Source organism: Solimonas flava DSM 18980 (assembly GCF_000426685.1).
Lineage (GTDB): Bacteria > Pseudomonadota > Gammaproteobacteria > Nevskiales > Nevskiaceae > Solimonas > Solimonas flava.
Genome location: NZ_AUFV01000003.1, coordinates 433,657 through 454,406, shown reverse-complemented (window position 1 = coordinate 454,406; position 20,750 = coordinate 433,657). Strand labels below are relative to the sequence as shown.

19 protein-coding genes are annotated in these 20,750 nt (G+C 69.6%); 12 read left to right on the top strand and 7 right to left on the bottom strand.

From position 1 onward, the window contains the following. Window positions 1-42 precede the first annotated feature (42 nt). The 4 genes from K343_RS0107185 to K343_RS0107170 form a co-directional block, all read right to left on the bottom strand. Window positions 43-1,005: a magnesium transporter CorA family protein gene (locus tag K343_RS0107185; RefSeq protein WP_028007480.1), complete on the bottom strand. Its 963-nt coding sequence runs from the start codon at window positions 1,003-1,005 to the stop codon at window positions 43-45. Window positions 1,006-1,254: 249 nt separating this feature from the next. Next, entirely contained in the window at window positions 1,255-2,232 is a 978-nt protein-coding gene (locus K343_RS0107180) for a malate dehydrogenase (RefSeq protein WP_020647711.1), read from the bottom strand. Between the two features lie 154 nt (window positions 2,233-2,386). Continuing rightward, window positions 2,387-4,888 (bottom strand): ABC transporter permease, encoded by a 2,502-nt coding sequence (locus tag K343_RS0107175; protein ID WP_028007479.1) that lies wholly within the window; start codon window positions 4,886-4,888, stop codon window positions 2,387-2,389. Continuing rightward, entirely contained in the window at window positions 4,885-5,559 is a 675-nt protein-coding gene (locus tag K343_RS0107170; protein WP_051278024.1) for an ABC transporter ATP-binding protein, read from the bottom strand. The genes K343_RS0107175 and K343_RS0107170 overlap by 4 nt, the downstream gene beginning before the upstream one ends. Between K343_RS0107170 and K343_RS0107165 the strand changes: the two genes are divergently transcribed. The 6 genes from K343_RS0107165 to K343_RS0107140 all read left to right on the top strand — a co-directional run bounded on the left by K343_RS0107165 (window position 5,558) and on the right by K343_RS0107140 (window position 10,693). Beyond that, window positions 5,558-6,220: an arylesterase gene (locus K343_RS0107165; protein ID WP_051278023.1), complete on the top strand. Its 663-nt coding sequence runs from the start codon at window positions 5,558-5,560 to the stop codon at window positions 6,218-6,220. The genes K343_RS0107170 and K343_RS0107165 overlap by 2 nt on opposite strands. A 215-nt stretch (window positions 6,221-6,435) precedes the next feature. After that, window positions 6,436-7,710, top strand: coding sequence for an NAD(P)/FAD-dependent oxidoreductase (locus K343_RS0107160; RefSeq protein ID WP_028007476.1), 1,275 nt, complete (start codon window positions 6,436-6,438; stop codon window positions 7,708-7,710). Next, entirely contained in the window at window positions 7,695-8,468 is a 774-nt protein-coding gene (locus K343_RS0107155; protein ID WP_043112221.1) for a DUF1365 domain-containing protein, read from the top strand. Before K343_RS0107160 ends, K343_RS0107155 begins: the two co-directional genes overlap by 16 nt. Before the next feature lie 49 nt (window positions 8,469-8,517). Further along, a complete protein-coding gene (locus K343_RS21285) occupies window positions 8,518-9,876 on the top strand; it encodes an SAM-dependent methyltransferase (protein ID WP_051278022.1) in 1,359 nt (452 codons plus the stop codon). Then, window positions 9,873-10,208 carry a DUF1475 family protein gene (locus K343_RS0107145; RefSeq protein ID WP_028007474.1) on the top strand — a complete coding sequence of 112 codons (336 nt, stop codon included), beginning with the start codon at window positions 9,873-9,875 and terminating at the stop codon, window positions 10,206-10,208. Before K343_RS21285 ends, K343_RS0107145 begins: the two co-directional genes overlap by 4 nt. Then, window positions 10,205-10,693, top strand: coding sequence for a DUF2062 domain-containing protein (locus K343_RS0107140; RefSeq protein WP_028007473.1), 489 nt, complete (start codon window positions 10,205-10,207; stop codon window positions 10,691-10,693). The genes K343_RS0107145 and K343_RS0107140 overlap by 4 nt, the downstream gene beginning before the upstream one ends. On the opposite strand, the gene arsC is transcribed toward K343_RS0107140, so the two are convergent. Together arsC and K343_RS0107130 are read right to left on the bottom strand one after the other, a co-directional pair. Continuing rightward, window positions 10,680-11,030: an arsenate reductase (glutaredoxin) gene (gene arsC / locus K343_RS0107135; RefSeq protein WP_028007472.1), complete on the bottom strand. Its 351-nt coding sequence runs from the start codon at window positions 11,028-11,030 to the stop codon at window positions 10,680-10,682. The two genes, K343_RS0107140 and arsC, sit on opposite strands and share 14 nt — an antisense overlap. A 55-nt stretch (window positions 11,031-11,085) precedes the next feature. After that, window positions 11,086-12,390 (bottom strand): hypothetical protein, encoded by a 1,305-nt coding sequence (locus K343_RS0107130; protein WP_028007471.1) that lies wholly within the window; start codon window positions 12,388-12,390, stop codon window positions 11,086-11,088. 135 nt (window positions 12,391-12,525) lie between these two features. Here K343_RS0107130 and K343_RS0107125 point away from each other — a divergent pair, with 135 nt between their 5' ends. The 6 genes from K343_RS0107125 to K343_RS0107110 all read left to right on the top strand — a co-directional run bounded on the left by K343_RS0107125 (window position 12,526) and on the right by K343_RS0107110 (window position 19,756). Continuing rightward, entirely contained in the window at window positions 12,526-13,404 is an 879-nt protein-coding gene (locus K343_RS0107125; protein WP_028007470.1) for a DMT family transporter, read from the top strand. A 136-nt stretch (window positions 13,405-13,540) separates the two neighbouring features. Next, complete coding sequence (locus tag K343_RS0107120) at window positions 13,541-14,236, top strand: hypothetical protein (protein WP_028007469.1); 696 nt, start codon at window positions 13,541-13,543, stop codon at window positions 14,234-14,236. Between the two features lie 82 nt (window positions 14,237-14,318). Continuing rightward, the gene (locus K343_RS0107115; RefSeq protein WP_028007468.1) at window positions 14,319-16,988 is read left to right on the top strand and encodes a hypothetical protein; all 2,670 of its coding nucleotides are present in this window, start codon (window positions 14,319-14,321) and stop codon (window positions 16,986-16,988) included. Window positions 16,989-17,452: 464 nt separating this feature from the next. After that, a complete protein-coding gene (locus tag K343_RS24405) occupies window positions 17,453-17,809 on the top strand; it encodes a hypothetical protein (RefSeq protein WP_154662468.1) in 357 nt (118 codons plus the stop codon). A gap of 161 nt (window positions 17,810-17,970) precedes the next feature. Then, a complete protein-coding gene (locus K343_RS24400) occupies window positions 17,971-18,342 on the top strand; it encodes a hypothetical protein (protein WP_154662467.1) in 372 nt (123 codons plus the stop codon). A 967-nt stretch (window positions 18,343-19,309) separates the two neighbouring features. Then, entirely contained in the window at window positions 19,310-19,756 is a 447-nt protein-coding gene (locus K343_RS0107110; protein ID WP_028007467.1) for a YciI family protein, read from the top strand. A 56-nt stretch (window positions 19,757-19,812) separates the two neighbouring features. Here K343_RS0107110 and ku read toward each other — a convergent pair whose 3' ends face one another. After that, the gene (gene ku, locus K343_RS0107105) at window positions 19,813-20,733 is read right to left on the bottom strand and encodes a non-homologous end joining protein Ku (RefSeq protein ID WP_028007466.1); all 921 of its coding nucleotides are present in this window, start codon (window positions 20,731-20,733) and stop codon (window positions 19,813-19,815) included. Window positions 20,734-20,750: the final 17 nt, after the last annotated feature.

Here is a 20,750-nt window from a genome sequence, read left to right as displayed (position 1 = left end):
CGGCGCGATCGGCGCTGTACGAAATCGGCGTAGCCGGCGTTTTCAGAAGAACTTGCGCGTCTTGAAGTACCCGTACAGCGAGCCGCCGATGCCGGCCAGCAGCGCCAGCGCGTAGAAGTAGCCGTAGTGCCAGTGCAGCTCGGGCATGTATTCGAAGTTCATGCCGTAGATGCCGACGATCAGCGTCAGCGGGAAGAAGATCGCCGACAGCACGGTCAGCACGCGCATGATCTTGTTGGTGCGATGCGCGACCGACGCGAAGTGCAGCTGCACGGCGGCCTCCAGATCGCGTTCCTGGCCGCTGGCGTAGTTCAGCACGCGGGTGACGTGTTCGAGGACATCGTGCACGCGCACCTCGAAGGACTTGCTCCAGTCGAACTGGCTGCCGCGCCGCCAGGCGTCGAGCGCCTCGATCTGGCCCTCGGCCAGCGCCTCCAGGCGCCGCACCTGCTTGCGCGCTTCGAGCAGCTGCCGCCAGTCGGTCGTCGAGGTGTCGGGATCGAGCAGGTCGTCCTGCATCTCGGTCAGGGTCTGGGCCATCGGCTCCTTGATCGCGAGGAAGCGGTCGACCATGGTGTCGAGGATCAGATGCGTCAGCAGCAGGGGCGCGGCCGGCGCCTTGAGGCGGCAGTCGAGCAGGCGCGCGCAGACGCTGTTGATGCTGACACTGTCCGGCGCACGGATCGTCACCAGCACGCGCTTGAAGATGAAGAAGGCCGTGGTGCGCGCTTCGAGCGGGAACGGCGCCTGGCCCGGACCCAGACCCTGGAACAGCAGCATGTCGTAATCGGGCGTGCCGTCGAAGAACGACGGATGCAAGGCATTGCGGCTGTCGTCGATGTGCTGCGGATCGATCGCCGCGCGCACGATCGGCTCGGCCCAGCAGGCCCAGTCCTGCGCTTCGGCGCGCACGAAATCGGCCCACAGGAAGCCGGTCGCCGGCACCGGCTCGTCCGCCTTCAGCCGGCGCGGCGCGTGACCGTTCTCGAAGTGGTAGAGATCCATGGCGCCGCACCTTAGCAGGCCGACGGCGCCGCGCAAGCGCCAGCCGCGACGCATGCGAAAGCCTCGCCGGAAACGAGAAAGGCCATCCGACGAGATGGCCTTTCTCTTGACGCACCGGCAGCGACTCGCCTTGACGGCGATCCCATGCGCGATGCGCACGCGACCTCGCCGGGTGGCTCGCGCCGGCGCCTTCCGTCCTGGCGGCGATCCCGCGCTACGCGCGGGGCCCTCGCCGCGTGACGAAAGGCTTTACTTCAACAGCTCTTCGATCGCGGCGCGCTCTTCGCGGAGTTCGGTCTCGGTGGCGGTCATGCGGCCGCGCGAGAATTCGTCGACCGACAGGCCCTGCACGATCTCGTACTTGCCGTTGGCGCAGGTCACCGGGTAGCCGTAGACGACGCCCGGCTTGATGCCGTACGAGCCATCCGACGGAATGCCCATGCTGACCCACTTGCCGTTGGTGCCGAGCGCCCAGTCGCGCATGTGGTCGACCGCCGACGAGGCCGCCGAGGCCGCCGACGACAGGCCGCGCGCCTTGATGATGGCGGCGCCGCGCTGCTGCACGGTCGGGATGAAGTCGGACTCGATCCAGGCCTGGTCGACGAGGCTCTTGGCCGGCTTGCCGGCGACCGTCGCGTGGCTGATGTCCGGGTACTGGGTCGCCGAGTGGTTGCCCCAGATGATCATCTTCTCGATGTCCGTGGTCTTGGTGCCGGTCTTGGCGGCGAGCTGGCTCAGCGCGCGGTTGTGGTCGAGACGGACCATCGCGGTGAACTGCTTGGGGTCGAGCGACTTGGCGTTGCTCTGCGCGATCAGCGCGTTGGTGTTGGCCGGGTTGCCGACGACCAGCACCTTGACGTCACGGCTGGCCTTGGCGTCGAGCGCCTTGCCCTGCACCGAGAAGATCTTGGCGTTGGCTTCGAGCAGATCCTTGCGCTCCATGCCCGGGCCGCGCGGACGCGCGCCGACCAGCAGCGCGTAGTCGGTGCCATCGAAGGCTTCCATCGGGTCGGCCGAGGCGATCACTTCCGAAACCAGCGGGAAGGCGCAGTCGTCGACTTCCATCACCGTGCCCTTGAGCTTCTCCAGGGCGTCCGGAATGTCCAGGAGCTGGAGGATGACCGGCTGGTCGGGACCCAGCATCGAGCCACTGGCGACGCGGAAAATCAGCGAATAGGCGATCTGGCCGGCGGCGCCGGTGATGGCGACCTTGACGGGCTTCTTCATATGGACACTCCGAATAAAGAACGGGCAGGTACCGCTTTTGGGGGCCGCAATTCTAAACAATTCGGCATGGGCGGGTAGAAACTCGTCACGGCACGGCCGCCGTCGCCCGCTGCCGCCGTCGGCGGCGCGGGCGGCAGGCGCCGGGGCACAGCGCTCAGACCAGCACGCGACGCGGCGGCGTGCGCAGCGTCGTGCGCAGCGACAGCCAGCCGAGCACGGCGACGATCAGCGCGCCGCTCGCCATGCCGACCAGCCACAGCAGCGGTCGCGGCCCGTACGGAATGTGGAAGACCTGCGCGGCGAGCACCCAGGCCAGCGTCTGCGCGGCGATCGCCGCGACGCCGCCGGCCAGCGCGCCGAGCACCGCGTATTCGGCGAGCAGGCCGCGCGCGATCAGGCCGGTGCGGGCGCCGAGCGTGCGCAGCAGCGCAGTCTCGCGCACGCGTTCGGCGCGCGTGCCCTCGATCGCCGCGAGCAGCACCGCGAGCCCGGCGGCGAGCGTGAACAGGAAGATGAATTCCACCGCGCGCACGATGCGGTCGATGATGCCGCGCACCTGGCTCATCAGCGCGTCGACGTCGAGCACGGTCACGTTCGGGAACTGCGTGATCAGCTCGCGCAGCAGCGCGCGCCGCGCGGCCGGCAGATAGAAACTCGTCAGGTACTGGCGCGGCACCGTATCGGCGACCGCGCCGTCCGGCGCGAGCAGGAAGAAGTTCGGCTTGAAGCTGTCCCAGTCGACGGTGCGGAAATTCTTCACCGTGAAGGTCTGCTGCTCGCCGGCGAAATCCAGCGTCAGCGTGTCGCCGAGCTTCAGGTTCAGACGCTCGATCGCGTACTTGTCGGCCGACAGCCAGGGCTGGCCGTGCCCGGCCGCGCCCCACCACGCGCCTTCGGTGATGCGGTTGTCGGGATTCAGCGTGTCGCTCCACGACAGGTTGAAGTCGCGATTGATCCAGCGCTGCGTCTCCGGGTCCGGGAACGACTCGGCGGTGACTTCCTGGCCGTTGAGCGCGACGAGGCGGCCGCGCGCCATCGGCCACAAAGTGATGTCGGCGTAACCGTGCGCGGCGAAGAAATCCTTCAGCGGCGCCAGCTGTTCGGTCTGGATGTTGATGAGGAACTGGTTCGGCGTGTCCGGCGGCAGTTTCTTCTGCCAGCTCGCCAGCAGATCCTCGCGCACCACCGACACCAGCAGCAGCGCCAGCAGCGCCAGGCCGAGCGCCGTCACCTGCGCGATCGTCGCCGCGCGGCGGCGCGCGATATTGCCGAGACCGAAGCGCCAGGCGAACCCGCGACCGCCGGCGGCGCGGCGCAGCGGCGTCAGCGCCCGCACCAGCAGCCACGCCGCCAGGCTCAGCGCCGCCAGCGTCGCGGCGCTGCCGGCGAGCACCCAGCCGGCCAGCACGACGTCGCCGGTCGCGAACCACAGCAGCGCCGCCGCGGTCGCCAGCGCGACCAACGTCACCGCGCGACTCGACGCCCCTCCGTCGTCGCTGCGCTGGAACACGCGCAGCGGCGGCGTGTTGCGCGCCGCCAGCAGCGGCGGCGCGGCGAAGCCGAGCAGCAGCAGCAGGCCGAGCGCGGTCGCGCCGGCCAGCGGCCACAGCGGCGCCGGCGGCAGCGCCAGTTGCATCAGGCCGGCCAGCACGCGCGCCAGCACCTCCTGCGCGAGATAGGCGAGCGCCGCGCCGGCGAGCCCGGCGGCGAGCCCGAGCAGCAATAGCTGCAGCAGCAGCGCCTGCGTCAGGAACGCGCGCCGCGCGCCGAGACACTTGAGCAGCGCGATCTCGTCGCGCAGCTTGTCGCCGTACTGGCGCGCCGCCAGCGCCACCGCCGCGCAGGCCAGCAGCGTCGCCGCGAGCACGGCGATGTCGAGGAACTGGCCGGCGCGCTCGATCGCGTTGCGCAGTTCCGGACGCGCGTCCTGCGGCGTCACCATGCGCACGCCGCGCGGCAGCGGCTCAGCCTGCAGCTGCGCGAGCGCGGTCCGTGCGCCGGCCACGTAGAGGCTGTACTGCGCACGGCTGCCGACCGTCAGCAGACCGCTCGCCGGCAGATCGGCGGCGTTGACGATCAGGCGCGGCGCCAGATCGGCGAAGCCGTTGCCGCGATCCGGTTCGTTGTCGACGCTGGCGGCGACGCGCAGCGTCAGCCGTCCCGCCTGCAGCGTTGCGCCGGGCACCAGCTGCAGGTCCTGCCAGAGACGCGCGTCGACCCAGGCGCTGCCGGGCGGCGGCGCGCCGTGCGCGACCTGCGCCGGTGCGAACGGCTCCGGCGCCAGACGCAGCTCGCCGCGCAGCGGATAGCCGTCGCCGACCGCCTTGATCGACGCCAGCGACGAGGCCTCGCCGGCGAACACCACGCTGCTGAACTGCGTGACGTCGAGCGTGCGCAGACCGAGCGCGGCGGCGCGCTCACGCAGCGTCGCCGGCAGCGCGTCGCGCGAGCGGTAGACGAGATCGGCGCCGAGCGTATCGCCGCTCTGCTCGGCGATCGCCTGCCGCACGCGCTCGGTGAACAGACGCACCGAGCCGGTCGCGGCGACCGCGATCGCCAGCGCCAGCAGCACGATCAGCAGCTCGCCCGAGCGCCAGCCGCGGCGCAGGCGGCGCAGGGCGAACGCGAAAGCACCGGCCGGCGTCGTGCCTCTCATGTCTGCAGCCGTCCGCCGGCCAGCGTCACGCGGCGCGCGCAGCGCGCGGCGAGCTGGAGGTCGTGCGTGACCAGCACCAGCGTCGTGCCCTGCGCGCGATTCAGCTCGAACAGCAGTTCGATGACGCGCGCGCCGGTCGCGGTGTCGAGATTGCCGGTCGGCTCGTCGGCGAACAGGATCTGCGGCTCGCCGCAGAACGCGCGCGCCAGCGCCACGCGCTGCTGCTCGCCGCCCGACAGCTGCTGCGGATAGTGATCGAGCCGCGCGGCGAGGCCGACGCGATCGAGTGCGGCGCGCGCCCGCGCCTGCGGATCATCGAGGCCAGCAAGTTCGGCCGGCAGCATGACGTTCTCGAGCGCGGTGAAGCCGGCCAGCAGCTGGAACGACTGGAACACGAAGCCGACGCGGCCGGCACGCAGCTGCGCGCGGGCGTCCTCGTCGAGCCCGGTCAGCGAAGTGCCGGCCAGCTCGATCTCGCCGCGCGTCGGCAGGTCGAGACCGGCGAGCAGCGACAGCAGCGTGGTCTTGCCGGAGCCGCTGCTGCCGACGATCGCCAGCGATTCGCCGGCGGCGATCGTCAGCTCGACGCCATCGAGGATCGTCAGCGGCTGGCCGCCGCTGCTAACCTGCTTGACCACTCCTGTTGCGCGAACGGCAATGTTCGAAGCCATGCTGAAACGTTTCTCCACGCAAGTCCTGATCGGCTGCCTGCTGCTGTGCGCCGTGCCCTTCGCGGCCGCGGCCGACGCGGCAGCCGCCGCGAACGCGCCCGCCGGCGGCGACGCGCCGGTCTGGCTGGTCCTGGGCGACAGCATCAGCGCGGCCTACGGTATCCCGCAGTCGCGCGGCTGGGTCGCGCTGCTGCAGCAGCGCCTGCGCGACCGAGGCTATAACGCGCGGGTCGTCAATGCCAGCGTCAGCGGCGAGACCACGGCCGGCGGTCTGGCGCGGCTGCCGGCGCTGCTCGCCCGGCACCGGCCGAAGGTGGTGCTGATCGAACTCGGCGGCAACGACGGCCTGCGCGCGCTGCCGATCGCCAGGCTGCGCGACAACCTCACGCAGCTGGTCGGCCTGTCGCGCCAGGCCGGTGCGCGCGCCGCCGTGTTCGAGATGCTGCTGCCGAGCAACTACGGGCCAGATTACGTGGCGCAGTTCACCGCCAGCTTCGGCCTCGTCGCCAAAGCGCAGCGTGCGACGCTGGTGCCGTTCCTGCTCGCGCCGATCGCCGCCGATCCGTCCGCGTTCCAGGACGACGGCATCCATCCGACCGCCGCCGTGCAGGACCGGCTGCTCGACACCGTCTGGCCGGCACTGGAGCCGCTGGCGCGCTAAACCCCGGTTCATCGGGTCCGCGCCCCGACGGCGCGCTGACGGCCGCTTCATGCGGCCGTTTTCGCGTCTGCGCCGCCCGCGCACTGCGTCCGCCGCACCGTCCTCCCCCGCCGTTTCGCCCGCCGTTTCGCCCGCCGGAGCGGCGACCTGCATCCATACGCCGGCGCGGCGCGTATTGGCCGGCACAGGTCATCGCAGGGGCAGGTGGTTCCTCCATGAAGATCGCCGTCATCGGCTCGGGCATTTCCGGACTCTCGGCCGCCTGGTGCCTCGCGCACCGGCACGACGTCGTGCTCTACGAGCAGGACGCGCGTGCGGGCGGCCACAGCAACACGGTGACGGTCGACACGCCGCGCGGACCGCTGGCGATCGACACCGGCTTCATCGTCTGCAATCCGGTCAACTACCCGAACTTCTACGGCCTGCTCGACGCGCTCGGCGTCGCCCGCCGGGACACCGACATGTCGCTCGGCGTCTCGGTCGCCGGCGGCCGCGTCGAATGGGCCGGCGACGAGAACCTGCTGAAGGTCTTCGCGCAGCCCTCGCTGCTCGTCTCGGCCGAGCACTGGCGCATGCTGGCGGCGATCGCGCGCTTCAATGCCGAGATCAAGCGACGCCTCGCCGCGGACACGCTGCCCGACATCACGCTCGGCGAGTTCCTGGAGCGCGGCCGCTATCCGATGAGCCTGCGCGTGCGCTACGTGGCGGCGATGGCCGGCCCGATCTGGAGCACGTCGACGGCCGGCACGATGGCCTTTCCGCTGCCCGCTTTCGCGCGCTTCTTCGACGCGCACGGCCTGCTCAACGTCTACCGGCGGCCGCAGTGGCAGACCGTGGCCGGCGGCTCGCGCCGCTACGTCGACGCGCTGTTGCGCGGCTTCGCCGGCGAGCTGCGCAGCGGCCTGCCGGTGACGGCGCTGCGCCGCGGCGACGGCGGCGTCTGGGTGCGCAGCGAAGACCGCGAGACCCGCTACGACGCCGTGGTCTGCGCCACGCACAGCGATCAGGCGCTGCGCCTGCTGGCCGACGCCGACGCCGCCGAGCGCGCCGTGCTCGGCGACGTGCCGTATGCCGACAACGTCGCCTATCTGCACACCGACACCGGCCTGATGCCGCGCCGGCGCTGGGCCTGGTCGAGCTGGAACGCGCTGCTCGCGCACGACGCGCTCGACGACGCGCCGATCGGCGTCAGCTACTGGATGAATCCGCTGCAGCGGCTCACCGAGGCGACGCCGTACATCGTCACGCTCAACCCGCCGCGGCCGCCGCGCGCCGGCACGGTGCTGTACCGGACGCACTACGCGCACCCGCAGTACCGGCCGCAGACGATCCGCGCCCAGCAGCGCCTGCCGCAGATCCAGGGCCGCCGCGGCATCTGGTGGGCGGGCGCCTGGACGGGTTACGGCTTTCACGAGGACGGCCTGAAATCCGGACTGCGCGCCGTGCAGGGCCTCGATGCCGCCTGCCTGCCGCGATGGGCGCGCCTGTGACGCCGCGCGGCGAAGCCGGCTGCCTGTACGAAGCGCGCGTCATGCACCGGCGCCGCGTCGCGCCGTTCTACCGCTTCGTCTACCGCGTGTTCTATCTGTTTGTCGACGTCGATCGCGTCGACGAGCTGGCCGGCCGCCTGCGCGGCTTCTCGCACAATCGCTTCAATCTGCTGTCGCTGCACGACGCCGACCACGGCGACGGGCGCGGCCTGCGCGCCTGGGCCGAGACGCTGCTGCAGCGCCACGGCATCGCCCTCGACGGCGGCCGCATCCGCCTGCTCGCCTTTCCGCGCGTGCTCGGCCACGCCTTCAATCCGCTGAGCCTGTGGTACTGCGAGCACGCCGACGGCTCGCTGCGGGCCGTGATCGCCGAAGTGCGCAATACCTTCGGCGAGCGGCACAGCTACCTGCTCGCGCGCGGCGGCGCGCCGCTGCCGTACGGCGAGATGCCGGCGCAGGACAAGGGCTTCCACGTCTCGCCGTTCTTCGATCTGGCCGGCCGCTACCGCTTCGCGCTCGACGAACCCGGCGCCCGCCTGCGCGTGCACATCGCCCTCGAACACGGCGCGCAGCCGCGGCTCGACGCGACGATCACCGGCAGCCGCGTGCCGCTGCGCGACGCGACGATCGTGCGCGCAGTCGCGCGCCTGCCGTGGCTGGCCCTGAAGGTGCTCGGCGCGATCCACTGGCAGGCCCTGAAACTGTGGCTGCGCGGTGCCCGCGTCCATGCCCGGCCGTCGCCGCCCGGCATCCGCTGAACGACCCGACATCCCTACGCCGAAGACCTTTTCCAGACGGAGCCCCAAGATGAGCGAATCCGAACTGCAGGCGCGTGCCGGCCTCGACACCCCGCTGCCGCCCGACGCCTTCTCGCCGCCGCTGCCCGCGGCGCTGCGCCCCGGCGGCATCGGCCTGCGCCTGCGCGCGATGCTCTACATGCTCGGCGGCCTGCGCGTCGGCAGCCTCGACGTGACGCTGCCGAACGGCGAGACGCGCCACCTGCGCGGCCGCGAGCCGGGACCGCACGGCGTGCTGCAGGTGCGCTCGGCGGCGCTGGTCGCTCAGGTGCTGCGCGGCGGCGAAGTCGGCTTCGGCGAAGCCTACATGGCGGGCCACTGGGATTCGCCCGACCTCACGGCCTTGCTGATGGTGCTGTACCGCAACGAGCCGCACTACCGCGGCCCGTACGAGAAGAATCCGCTCGGCCGGCTGTCCGGCTGGCTCGGCCACCGCCTGCGCGCCAACACGCGCCGCCAGGCGCGCGCCAACATCGCCCACCACTACGACCTCGGCAACGACTTCTACCGGCTCTGGCTCGACGAGACCATGGCGTACTCGTCGGCGCTGTTCCCGCGCCGCGAAGGATCGGCGACGCGAGCCGCCGACGAGAACGACGACGGCAGCACGCTGGCGCGCGCGCAGCGCGCCAAGTTCCGAGCGATGGCCGAACGCCTGCAGCTGCAGCCGGAGCACCATCTGCTCGAGATCGGCTCCGGCTGGGGCGGCTTCGCGATCCATGCGGCGCAGCAGTACGGCTGCCGCGTCACCTCGATCACGCTGTCGGCCGAGCAGCTCGCCGACGCGCAGGCGCGCGCCGCCGCTGCCGGCGTCGCCGGGCGCGTGCGCTTCGAACTGCGCGACTACCGCGACCTGCGCGAGACCTACGACCGCGTCGTCTCGATCGAAATGTACGAGGCGGTCGGCGAAGCCTGGTGGCCGGCGTACTTCGCGGCCATCCACCGCGCGCTCAAGCCCGGCGGCATCGCCGCGCTGCAGGGCATCACCATCAGCCCGACGATCTTCGAGGCTTACCGGCGCAAGCGCGATTTCATCCAGAAGTACATCTTCCCCGGCGGCATGCTGTGCCCGCCCGGACGCTTCCAGGACCTCGCGCTCGGCGCCGGCCTCAAGCCCGAGGACGCGCGTTTCTTCGGTCTCGACTACGCCGACACGCTGGCCTTCTGGCACCGCAACGTGCTCGCGCAGCGCGAGGCGATCGCCGCCCGCTTCGACGAGCGCTTCCTGCGCCTGTGGCGCTACTACCTGGCGTATTGCGAATGCGGCTTTCGCGTCGGCAGCATCGACCTGATGCAGATCACGCTGCGCCGCGACCAGGCAATGGTTCGCGTCTACGATGCACGCACCGGGCGACGGAGGCGCGGATGACGGGCACCCTCAAACTGATCTTCACGCTGATCCTGCTGGCGATCGTCGCCGCGACCGGCTGGGCGAGCCTGCAGGTGCCGCTCTGGCAGACGCCGCGCGCGGTGGTCGGCCACCCGTGGTTCGTCGCCACGCTGGTCGACACCTATCTCGCCTTCTTCACGTTCTGGCTGTGGGTCACGTACAAGGAGCGCTCGTACCCGGCGCGCGCCTTGTGGCTGGTCGCGATCTTCGCGCTCGGCAACATCGCCATGGCGGGCTACGTGCTGATCCAGCTGTGGCGGCTGCCGCGCGGCGCCGGCGTCGACGATCTGCTGCTGCGGCGCGCGCGATGAGCGGCGCCGCCCATCGCTCGATCTGGCAGCGCCGCCTCGTCGACCCGGTCGTCGCGCAGCTGCGCCAGGGCATCACGCCGGACCGGATCGCGCTGACGCTGGCGCTGGCGACCGTGCTCGGCGTCTTTCCGATCCTCGGCGCGACCACCTTCCTGTGCGCGCTCGCGGCGATCTGGCTGCGCCTCAACCAGCCGGTAATGCAGCTCGCGAACTACCTGCTGACGCCGCTGCACGTGGCCTTGCTGCTGCCGTTCTACCGCGCCGGCGAGACGCTGTTCGGGCAGGCGCACGTGCCGATCTTCTCGGTCGGCGAACTGCTCGCCCGCTTCCAGACCGACCCGCTGCAGTTCGTCGTCGACTACGGCCGCGTCGCGCTCTACGGCATCTGCGTCTGGGCGCTGCTCGCGCCGTTCGCCGCCGCGCTGCTGTACCTGACGCTGCGCCCGGCACTGCGGCAGCTCGCGCGGCGGGTCAAAGCAGCTTGAGCACGTTCTCCGGCGGCCGCCCGATCGCGGCGCGGCCGCGGTAGACGACGATCGGCCGCTCCATCAGTTTCGGATGGCTCGCCAGCACGTCGAGCCATTGCTCGTCGCTGTAGCCGTTGTCCCTGGCCAGTCCGAGTTCGGCGAACAGTTCTTCCTTGGTGCGCACGATGTCGAGCGGCCTGACGCCGAGCCGCCGGCACAGCTCGCGCAGCTCGGCCTTCGCCAGCGGCTGCTGCAGGTATTCGACGACCGGCAGCTCGACGCCGTGCGCCTGCAGCAGCTGGAGCGTTTCGCGGCTCTTCGAGCAGCGCGGGTTGTGCAGGATGCAGTCTTTCATCGGCGGCGGTCGTTGCGGATCGGCCCCGCACCATAGCATCGGCCGGCGGCTCGCTTCAGCTGCACCAGCGCTGCCGGTTCGGCGGCTGCGTGCGGCGGAAGTGGCGGAAGTTGGCGCCGAGGTAGCTGGCCTTGAGGTCGATCGTGTGCATCGCCGTGCCGTCGTCGAGCCGGCGCATCGCCACGCCTTCCATCTCGCCGAGCGCGCCGGAGGCGTCGGGCACGAGCGTGAACAGCGGCAGCGCCGTGCCGGTGTCGAGATTGATCTTGTAGACGGTCTTGGCAGCGTCGTCGCGCGTCAGGTAGAGCGCGCCTTCGTAGACCTCGCCGCCCTGGATGCGATCGAGCGTCGCGCCCAGCGGCAGCGCGCGCAGCCAAGTGAATTCATGATCGAGATCGTAGACGTTGAGCCGGTCCATCTGCGACCAGTCGCCGCTGTAGGCGACGCGCCGCGCGGCATCGAGCGCGACCCATGCGACGTGCGCCTGATGCGGTGCCAGCGCATGGGCCTGGCCGCGATAGGCCAGCGTCTGCGCGTCGTACAGCGCGATCAGCGGATGGGCGTAGGCGTCGTCCTCGATCGGCACGTAGAGCGTGCCGTCGAGCACGTCGACGTCGCCGATGTGATTGCTGCCCTGATCGCGCAGCGCGGACGGGATCGCCGACAGGTCGCCGGCCTCGGCGCGGTATTGCGCGTCGGTGCGCTGCAGCCCGTAACGCCACGAGAAGAACCAGCTCTGGCCGTCGTGCGCCAGGCCCTGCGAGCGCAGCAGCGTCTGCACGCCGAAGTAGGCCATGCTGTCCTGCGTCCAGGCTTCGCCGTCGAGCGCCGCGACGAAGGCGTCGACCGCGCTGCGCTCGTCGGTCAGCCCGTCGGCGGTACCGCGCCAGGCGCGGACGCGCGCCTCCAGGTCGGCGTCGGACAGCGCGGCGATCGGCAGCGGCTCGGCGACGGCCGCAACATCCGGCAGTTGCAGGCCGTTGCCGGCGTCGCCGTCGGTATCGAGGCTGTAGAGGAAGCGCGCGAGGCGGCGCAGCGGCGGCGGGTACGCACAGCCGCCGGCCAGCGCGTACGGCGTGACGACGGCGCCGCCGTCGCTTTCGCCGAGCCGCACGTCGCCGATCGACAGGCGCAGCGGCCGGCCCGGCCGGTATTCGAAGCGGCCTTCGGCATCGGTCGTGCCGACAACATCGGCGGAGCGGTATTGCAGGCCCGCGATCGGCGCGGCGCCGGCGCCGGTGCCGCCTTCGAAGACGCCGGCCGCCGGCGGCCCGGCTTCCGGCGCGGCATCGCCGCCGGAGCCGCAATGGGCAAGCAGCGGGCACAGGATCAGGACGGCGACGGAGCGGCGCAGCGGCATCGGCGGCAATCTCGTGAAGGCGAAGCGCGACTCTAGAAGCACCGCCGTAACGAATTCGCGACAGTCGACGCCAGATTCCGGCGGCGGCCGGCGGCGCGTCGCTAGAATGCGCGGCGCGCCCGCCACCGACTGCCGATGAACCAGCCCCCACCGACCGCACCCGATACCGGCATCGCCGGCGGTCTGGCGTTCGTGGTGCTGTGGAGCACCGGCTACATCGCCGCCGCCGCCGCGCTGCACGGCAGCGGACCGTTCACGCTGGCGGTCGTGCGCTTCGGCGGCTCGGCGCTGCTGATCGGCCTGTGGCTGCTGCTGCGCCGCGCGGCACCGGCGCCGGGCCGCGCGCTGGTGCATGCGGCGATCGCCGGCGTGCTGCTGCAGGCGGGCTTCTTCGGCTTCACCTACGCCGGCCTGCGCGCCGGCGTGCCGGCCGCCGCGGCCGGCCTGATCACCGGCCTGATGCCGCTGACGACGGCGGCCGGCGCGGCGCTGCTGCTCGGCGAATCGCTGCACCGCAATGCCGTGCTCGGCCTGGGCCTCGGCCTCGCCGGCGTGCTGTTCGTGGTGCTGCCGGATCTGCGCGCGACCGGGCCGCTGCTCGGCTACCTGAGCATGGGCGCGGCGCTGCTGTCGCTGAGCCTGGGCACGCTTTACCAGAAGCGCCACGCGACTGCGCTCGATCCGCGGCTGGCGCTGGTCGTGCAGCTGACGGCCTCGCTGTGCATGCTGCTGCCGTTCGCGTGGCGGCTGGAACATCTGGTGCTGCAGCTGCAGCCGCAGGTGATCGCCGGCATCGCCTGGGTCATCCTCGTCAATTCCTGCAGCGGCCTGCTGCTGTATCTGTGGCTGCTGCGGCACGGCGCCGCCGGGCGCGTCGCCAGCCTGTTCTATCTGGTGCCGCCGGTGACGGCGGTGTTCGCCGCGCTGGTCCTGCATGCCCGCTTCGGCTGGCACGACGCGGCCGGCTTCACGCTGGCGGCGGCCGGCGTCTGGCTCGGCCAGCGCCGCGCCTGAGCACCCGGAAAAGCGCCCGGAAACCCGCCGTCCGGGCTCCGGCCCGGGGAAATACGGGCTCGATCCGCGTTTTCGTTCATCGCCGGTTGCGGCGGATGCCGGTAGACTTCGCGCGTTTTTCCAACGGAGCAGGCATTTGCGCCCGATCGCCGCCTTCGTTCTGAGCATGCTGCTGTGCAGCTGTGCGCACTACGCCACGCCCGGCGGGCCGGCCCCGCTCGCCGAACTTGGCGCCGCCGCCGACCCGGCGGCGCAGCCGCCGTCCCCGCAGCTGCCGATGACGCTCGCCGTCGTCCGCATCCAGGCGCCCGGCTACCGCTCGGCCTCGGCGACGGCGCTCGGCGGCGGCCGCTACAGCGTGCTGCCCGACAGCGAGCCGCAGACCTCGCTCGACGCGCTCGCGCAGTGGCCGCTGGTCGGCACCGCGATCGCGCTCGATCCGGCGCTGCTGCCGGCGAGCTTCGAAACGCTCGACGCCCTGCGTCTGGCGGCCGCCAAGCGGCAGGCCGACGTGCTGTTCTTCTACACGGTCGACACCCGCTTCGAGGCCGACGGCCAGTCCTACGCGGCCGCCAGCGAGCTGCCGATCGGCAAGGCGGCGCCGGCCGGCGCGCGCCTGCTCAGCACCGCCAGCGGGCGCTTCGTCGACGTACGCACCGGCTACCCGTTCGGCGGCGCCGAAGGCCGTGCCGAGAACGGCGATCTGGCCCCGGACTGGAAGACGCCGGCCGCGCTCGACGCGCGGCGCCTCGATGCCGAACGCCAGGCGCGCGACGCGCTGTTTGCCGACGCGGCGAAGACCTGGCAGCAGATCGCCGCCCGCTACCAATGAACGCGACGGCGACCATGAAACTGCCATGGCGCCCTGCGCACCCGTTCCCGTGAGCGCCGCTCACAAACCCGACGAATCCCCCATGCGTTCCCGTTTCCTCCTTCCGCTGCTGGCCGCACTGAGCTGCGGCCTCGCCGAGGCGGCGGCGCCCGCGCCGTTCGACCTCGCCGGCCCGACGCTCGACGCCGTCATCACGCGCGGCAACACCATCCTGCCGGCCTCCGAAGTGCCGAACCTGCAGGAAGGCGACCGCATCTGGATCAAGCCGGAGTTCCCGCCGTCGCAGTCGGCGCATTACCTGATGGTCGCCGTGTTCCTGACCGGCTCGACCAATCCACCGCCGGAGGAATGGTTCTTCCCGTGCAAGACCTGGACGGGCAAGTGCGCGCGCGAGGGCCTGACGGTGACGGTGCCCCAGGGCGCGCAGCAGGCGCTGCTGTTCCTCGCGCCGGAAACCAGCGGCGACTTCAAGGGCATCGTCGGCGCGGTGCGCGGCCGGCCCGGTTCCTTCGTGCGCGCCAGCCAGGACCTCAATCAGGCCTCGCTCGACCGCTCGCGCCTCGACCGTTACGTCGCCGCCGTGCGCACGCTGAGCTACGGCGATCCGGCGGTGCTGCGGCAGACCGCGCCGCTGCTGGCGCGCAGCCTGTCGATCAAGGTCGACGACAAGTGCCTCGACAAGATCCCGCAGCTGCAGGCGCCGTGCCTGACGCAGGGCCAGGAATCGCTGATCCTCAACGACGGCCACAGCATGTCGATCGCCGAGACGCTGACCTCGGGCGCGGCCGCCGATCTGGTGATGGCGGCGAGCGCCACGCCGGAACTCGGCTACGGCGTCTACAGCCCGTACATCGCCTCCGTGCTCGACATGGTGCGCATCTTCGACTCGTTCAGCACCGCGCAGTACCAGTACATCCCGGCGCTGGTCTCGCACCGGGGCGACAAGCTGGCGCTGTCGCTGAACACGCCGCCGTCGTTCTACAACCCGAAATCGGTGCTGGTGGTGGCGTTGCCGGCGATCGAGGAACCGCACCTGCCGCCGCTGCACGCCGTCGATCCGACCGAGATCTACTGCGCGTCGCGTACCGATCTCGTGCTGCCGGTCGAGGGCGCGCCGCTGGCCTTCTCGACCAACTTCGCGCACGACATCACGCTGACGCTGCGCGGCAAGGACGGCAAGACCGTGCGCCTGCCGGCGCGCGCCGACGCCGTGCGCGGCGGTTACGTCGTCAACACCGCGGCGCTCAAGCCGGCGCAGCTCGGCAACGACGTGCGCGGCACGCTGATGGGCTATTGGGGCTTCGAGCCCTACGAGGGCCCGAGCTTCCGTCTGCGCAATGCGCGCGCCAACGCCTGGGCGCTCGCCGACGGCGACGACGACGCGCTGATCATCGGCCGCCCGGACACCGTGCACCTGCGCACCGACAGCGTCAGCTGCGTCGACAACATCATGCTGCGCGACCCGGCCGGCAAGGAGCTGAAGGCGGAATGGAAGCCCATCAAGCCCGGCCTCGTCGAAGTCACGCTGCCGCTGCAGGACGCGCAGCCCGGCACCGTCAACCTGCTGATCGACCAGTACGGCACCGACGAGCCGCACCAGATCCCGCTCAAGGTCTTCGCCAGCCGCGCCCGCCTCGACGGCTTCGCGATTCACGCCGGCGACACGCGCGGCGTGCTCAAGGGCGCACGTCTCGATGAAGTGGCGAGCCTCGCCATCGACAATCTGCTGTTCGTGCCCGGCGAGCTGTCGACGCGCGGCCGCGACGACGAACTGCCGATGGTGACGCAGGACGCCGCGGCCGCCGCCGCCTTGCAGACCGACAGCCATCCGACCGCGACCGTCACGCTCAAGGACGGCCGCATCGCCAAGGTCAGCGTCAGCATCGACGACCCGCGGCCGAGCGTCGTGCTGATCGGCAAGAGCGTGCTGCCGTCGCCGACCAGTCCGAGCACCAACATCCTGCTCGCCAACCAGGACCAGCTGCCGCAGGACGCGCGGCTGACGTTCTCGGTGCGCGCGCAAACGCCGGCCCGCTTCGCCCGCAACGAGACGCTGGAGATCGCCACCGTCGACGAATCGACGTCGACGACGCTGAGCATCGCCAACGGCAGCATCAAGCTGGAGACCGCGAAGGTCGCCGTCGCCACGCTCGATCCGGCCAAGGCCTTCGGTTTCTCGGCGTTCGGCACGCTTAAGTTCCGCGCCGTGGTCGACAACGTCGCCGGCGACTGGCAGCCGCTCGCCACGCTCGTGCGCCTGCCGGTGCTGCGTGAACTCAAGTGCCCCGACGACGCCAAGCTCGCCTGCCGCCTGTCCGGCAGCGACCTGTTCCTGCTCGACGCGGTGTCCGGCTCCGACAACTTCGACGGCGCCGTGAAAGTCTCCGACGGCTATCCGGGCGCGAGCCTGCCGGTGCCGCACCCGACCGACGGCCGGCTCTACATCCGCCTGCGCGACGAACCGACGCTCGTGCACAGCGTGCGCTTCGACGTGCAAACCCTGCCGCCACCGGCCGACGACGCCGCGCGCGCGCCGGCAAGCGCAGCGCCCGCGAACGCTGCGGCTGGCGCCAACACCAGCGCCACCACCGCCGCGCCGCCGCCGGCGGCCGGCACCGCAGCCCCGAGCGCTCCGCAAGCCGCGCCGGCCGCGTCATCGCCGGCCTCGCCCGCGCAGAACCCGACCGCACCGTCCCCCGACAACAGCGCCGCCACGCAGAACCCGCCGGCCGCGTCGCCGGAACATCCCTGAGCGTCTGCGGTAGCACCGCCGCACTGCGCGGCGCCACGTTTCGCGACACAAAAGGCCTCCGCCCGAACGGAGGCCTTTTCGTTACGCGCCCCGAACCGCATCGCTCATACCTGCGGACGAGACAGCGCCCGCGCCCCTGCGGCATCATCGATTCCGGTTCGCCCGGCGCAGCCGGGCCAGCGGGGCGGGGAACGACCGATGCGATTCGAACGCTTGCGGGCCTTCATGGCCTCTGCTCACCAACGGCGCACGCTCGCCGCTGCGGTCCAGCCACCGTCTCCCGCCAGCCTCCTTCGACGCTCGCCGGCGCGAACGACCCCATCAGCGTTCCGCGTCACACCCTTGTTCGCCTTCCGCGCGCCGGCAATCCCAAGACTTGCGGAATCCGCGAACTGCTTATCAGGACAAGCGCCGCATTCGCTGCGCTCCGGCACGGCCGCGGCTTATGCTCGGCGTCGGGCATCATGAAAGGCGCTGCTGAGCTTGAAATCGCAAAGGCTGCTTTCGCCGAGCTTGCGGCTCAGTTCCCGTTGCTTGAAATGGTGCCGGAGCCAGATGCGCCAACTGAGATAAGCATCCGTTTACCTGAGCAACGTGGGCTATCTCAGGCAGTTTGGCTTGGCTTTCAAAACAACGATGAGCTTCATTTCTCTGTCGGCCATTGCTGGCTTGAGTGGTTCCCTTGCTCAAAGCCGGCCAAAGTCCGCGAATACATTGAGGCTGTAACGGGCTACCTGTCTGGCCGGCATCAAGTTGTCGAGCATTACAAGGGCACTCGCTGCGTCAAGGCAGAGCTACAAAGCCCTATCGGTTCGCAGTAGAAAACTGTGGGCCCCTGGAGCAATCTCTGGGCGTTTCTCCCTGGCAAGAGGGCCTATCGTTTGCTGCGCAATGATGCCCAACGAAGCAATCAACCCGACGGCCCCGCCTCAGGCGGGTCCGTTGGTTAATTTTGGAGCTATGCCTAAGGAGAACAGCAGCCGTGTTTGAGGTAATGCGATATGAGTGGAGGATTTATCGCTTGCTTCGGCGTATCGCAAAGCAACGCGTCGGCATGATCATGCAACCTGGCAACGTTTGGGTCATCGAATACGCAGCACCAATTAATGAGCAGAGCATGCCAATGGTTCAAACGTGCGTGCTGCGAGGGTGGATTGAAGTGCTTCACCCAGATGTAAGACACGGTAAGTTGAAAGATGATGGATCGCTGCCGGACCACCCTCTATTCAATGAAAAACAAGATATCTGGCGCCTTACAGATGCTGGCTGGTCGGCGATCCATCGCAACCATCAACTATCTCTTCTTGGGCTGGCACTATCGGCAATCGGAGTCATAGTTGCGCTCAAGGCATAACAATCGCATCCAACCGACGTATTTTCCTCTGCTTCGCTGCGGTAAGTCCGCGAATGATGCGAGCCCAATGTTCTCCGCGCTAATCATCGCCCCAGCGCTCCTGGCGCTTGCGTTCATCGTTGCCCGTTTGTTTCAGCCTGCCGTGACAGTCCTTCGCATGGGTTTGTTTTTTACCGGGGCAGTTGTTGGATGCGTTTTATATGGCGCCACTTTTTCATTCATTTTCGGTAGTGACGCCTTATCCACAAAACAGCTGGTGCTTGAGCTCTTTCGGTGCTTGCCGGCGGCGGTCTTTTGGGTGGAGCTTTGGCGCTTTGGTCTGCCATTCAGCTCCGCTTTCTCACCCTGCGCTCAAGCGGGACCTTCCGCCTGCGGTGCCCGACACCTTAGCGCTATGTAGGACGTCACTCCGATCATTCTGCATTTCCACAACCAGAAGGAGGGCCATTAGATGCTTCAGGATTCAGTCTCCAAAATTTCTGGTGCAAAGCATGCAAGTACATATCTTCAGAGGTCCGGGCCGTATATTCGGCGTGACCACGCAATCGTCGGGTGACAACCTCCCACAAAAGTACGCCCCGTGGTCATCGTTCAAGACCGTAGAGCTTCGAAGGGGCGAACCAATACCGGGACTCGATGTAGGGAAGTGCCTCGATGACATTGAGGCATTCGGAGCACATGTAACGGATGCCCACGTTCGAATTACTGAAGAGGCACTTCGATAGGCAGCAGGCTTGAGGCGTGCCCCGACAGCGGGGCACGTTCTCAACCCCAGACCGGGCAAATTTCGTGTTCCAGGTCGTCTCGATCTGCGAGTCTTCCGAAGGCGGCACAAGGGGCGCGCTCGCCGGTGTGGTCAAGCCGATATCGCGCATGGTGGCGATCTTTCTTTGCTTGCAGCGGGCCTGTCGATTTTCGCTTCGCTCGTTCGTCGTAGCTGAAACCCACCGACATCGGAGAGCAGGCTATGCGGTTCATCATCACGGCGCAGGCGAGTGCGGAGAAGAAGGCGGCTGAGCCGTCAGATTTCGATGCGGAACTCTTCAAGGCCTACATGCGCTTCAACGAGGAGATGCATCAGGCCGGCGTGCTGGTCGCCTCCGAGGGGCTCAATCCCGCGGCGCCCGGCGCCCGCATCGCGGTCGCCAACGGCAGACGCTATGTCGTGGACGGCCCCTTTGCCGAGTCGAAAGAACTGGTGGGAGGCTTCTACCTCATCGACGTCGACTCGCTGGACGAGGCGATTGCATGGGCGCTGCGTGCACCGTGCGGCCATCATGCGGACGACATTCTGGAGGTTCGCCAGCTGACGGGTGCGGGTGATCTGCCGCCCGAAATTCTGCAACTCATGAACGAAGCGGCGCCGACGTGGAGCGCGTCGGCCTGGCAGTCGCGCGGCGCGAAATCGTCATAGGCAACGCCTGCTGTCGCGGCGCTGCATCGCCCGCAACGCGCGCTTCACTCCGCCGCTCACGCACGCTTGCGCGGCGAGCGGCGCGTCTTCTTGGGAGCGGCCGGCCTGGCCTTGGCGTGCAGGCGTTTGCGGGCCGGCTTTTCGGCCGCGGGGCGATGCGCCGTCTGTGCGAGCGTGCGCTGGTTGGTCTCGATGCTCTTGCGCAGCAGCGCCATGAAATCGACCACCTTGTCGGAGCCTTCGTGCGCCGGCTCGGCTTCGAGCTTGCGGGCGATGCGCGCGCCCTTGCGCTTGAGGCGTTCGCGAATCGCGCGGCTGAGCTTTTCGCGGAACTCGTCCTTGTACTGCGCCGGCCGGAAGCGGTCGCTCATCGACTCGACCAGCTGGCGCGCCATGGCGGACTCGCGCGGGCTGATGCGGTGGCTTTTCGCGGAGCCGGACGGAAAGTGGTACGCGTCGCTCGCGACGAGTTCCTGCGGATAGCGCAGCAACAGCAGCTGCAGCGCGTCGCCGCTGGGCCGCACCATCGCCAGGCTCTCGCGCGTCCGGATCACGACGCGGGCGATCGCCACCTTGTGCAGCGCCTTGAGCGTCTCGCGCAGCAGCACATAGCCTTTCTCGGCTTTCTTCGGCGGCACGAGGTAATAGGGCCGCTCGAAGTATTCGGGGCCGACTTCGGACGGGTCCACGAAAGCCTCGATGTCGACCGACTCGCTGCTCTCGGGGGCCGCGTTCCGGAAGTCCTCGTCCCGCAGCACGACGTAATTGCCTTTCTCGTATTCGAAGGCCTTGGCGATGTCCTTCCATGGCACCTCCTCGCCGGTCTCCTCGCTGACGCGCTCGTAGCGGACGCGCGAGTTGTCGCGCGAATCGACGAGGTGAAAGTGCAGATCGACCCGGCGCTCGCCGCTCATCAGCTGCACCGGAATGTGCAGCAGTCCGAACGAGATGGCGCCATTCCACAGCGGCTTGGCCATGCGGTGCTCTCCTGGCG

Excerpts from the sequence above, each read along its gene's own strand:
- K343_RS0107185 (WP_028007480.1), bottom strand. The coding sequence starts at position 1,005 with ATGGATCTCTACCACTTCGAGAACGGTCACGCGCCGCGCCGGCTGAAG.
- K343_RS0107180 (WP_020647711.1), bottom strand. The coding sequence starts at position 2,232 with ATGAAGAAGCCCGTCAAGGTCGCCATCACCGGCGCCGCCGGCCAGATC.
- K343_RS0107175 (WP_028007479.1), bottom strand. The coding sequence starts at position 4,888 with ATGAGAGGCACGACGCCGGCCGGTGCTTTCGCGTTCGCCCTGCGCCGC.
- K343_RS0107165 (WP_051278023.1), top strand. The coding sequence starts at position 5,558 with ATGCTGAAACGTTTCTCCACGCAAGTCCTGATCGGCTGCCTGCTGCTG.
- K343_RS0107170 (WP_051278024.1), bottom strand. The coding sequence starts at position 5,559 with ATGGCTTCGAACATTGCCGTTCGCGCAACAGGAGTGGTCAAGCAGGTT.
- K343_RS0107160 (WP_028007476.1), top strand. The coding sequence starts at position 6,436 with ATGAAGATCGCCGTCATCGGCTCGGGCATTTCCGGACTCTCGGCCGCC.
- K343_RS0107155 (WP_043112221.1), top strand. The coding sequence starts at position 7,695 with ATGGGCGCGCCTGTGACGCCGCGCGGCGAAGCCGGCTGCCTGTACGAA.
- K343_RS21285 (WP_051278022.1), top strand. The coding sequence starts at position 8,518 with ATGAGCGAATCCGAACTGCAGGCGCGTGCCGGCCTCGACACCCCGCTG.
- K343_RS0107145 (WP_028007474.1), top strand. The coding sequence starts at position 9,873 with ATGACGGGCACCCTCAAACTGATCTTCACGCTGATCCTGCTGGCGATC.
- K343_RS0107140 (WP_028007473.1), top strand. The coding sequence starts at position 10,205 with ATGAGCGGCGCCGCCCATCGCTCGATCTGGCAGCGCCGCCTCGTCGAC.
- arsC (WP_028007472.1), bottom strand. The coding sequence starts at position 11,030 with ATGAAAGACTGCATCCTGCACAACCCGCGCTGCTCGAAGAGCCGCGAA.
- K343_RS0107130 (WP_028007471.1), bottom strand. The coding sequence starts at position 12,390 with ATGCCGCTGCGCCGCTCCGTCGCCGTCCTGATCCTGTGCCCGCTGCTT.
- K343_RS0107125 (WP_028007470.1), top strand. The coding sequence starts at position 12,526 with ATGAACCAGCCCCCACCGACCGCACCCGATACCGGCATCGCCGGCGGT.
- K343_RS0107115 (WP_028007468.1), top strand. The coding sequence starts at position 14,319 with ATGCGTTCCCGTTTCCTCCTTCCGCTGCTGGCCGCACTGAGCTGCGGC.
- K343_RS24405 (WP_154662468.1), top strand. The coding sequence starts at position 17,453 with ATGAAAGGCGCTGCTGAGCTTGAAATCGCAAAGGCTGCTTTCGCCGAG.
- K343_RS0107110 (WP_028007467.1), top strand. The coding sequence starts at position 19,310 with ATGCGGTTCATCATCACGGCGCAGGCGAGTGCGGAGAAGAAGGCGGCT.
- ku (WP_028007466.1), bottom strand. The coding sequence starts at position 20,733 with ATGGCCAAGCCGCTGTGGAATGGCGCCATCTCGTTCGGACTGCTGCAC.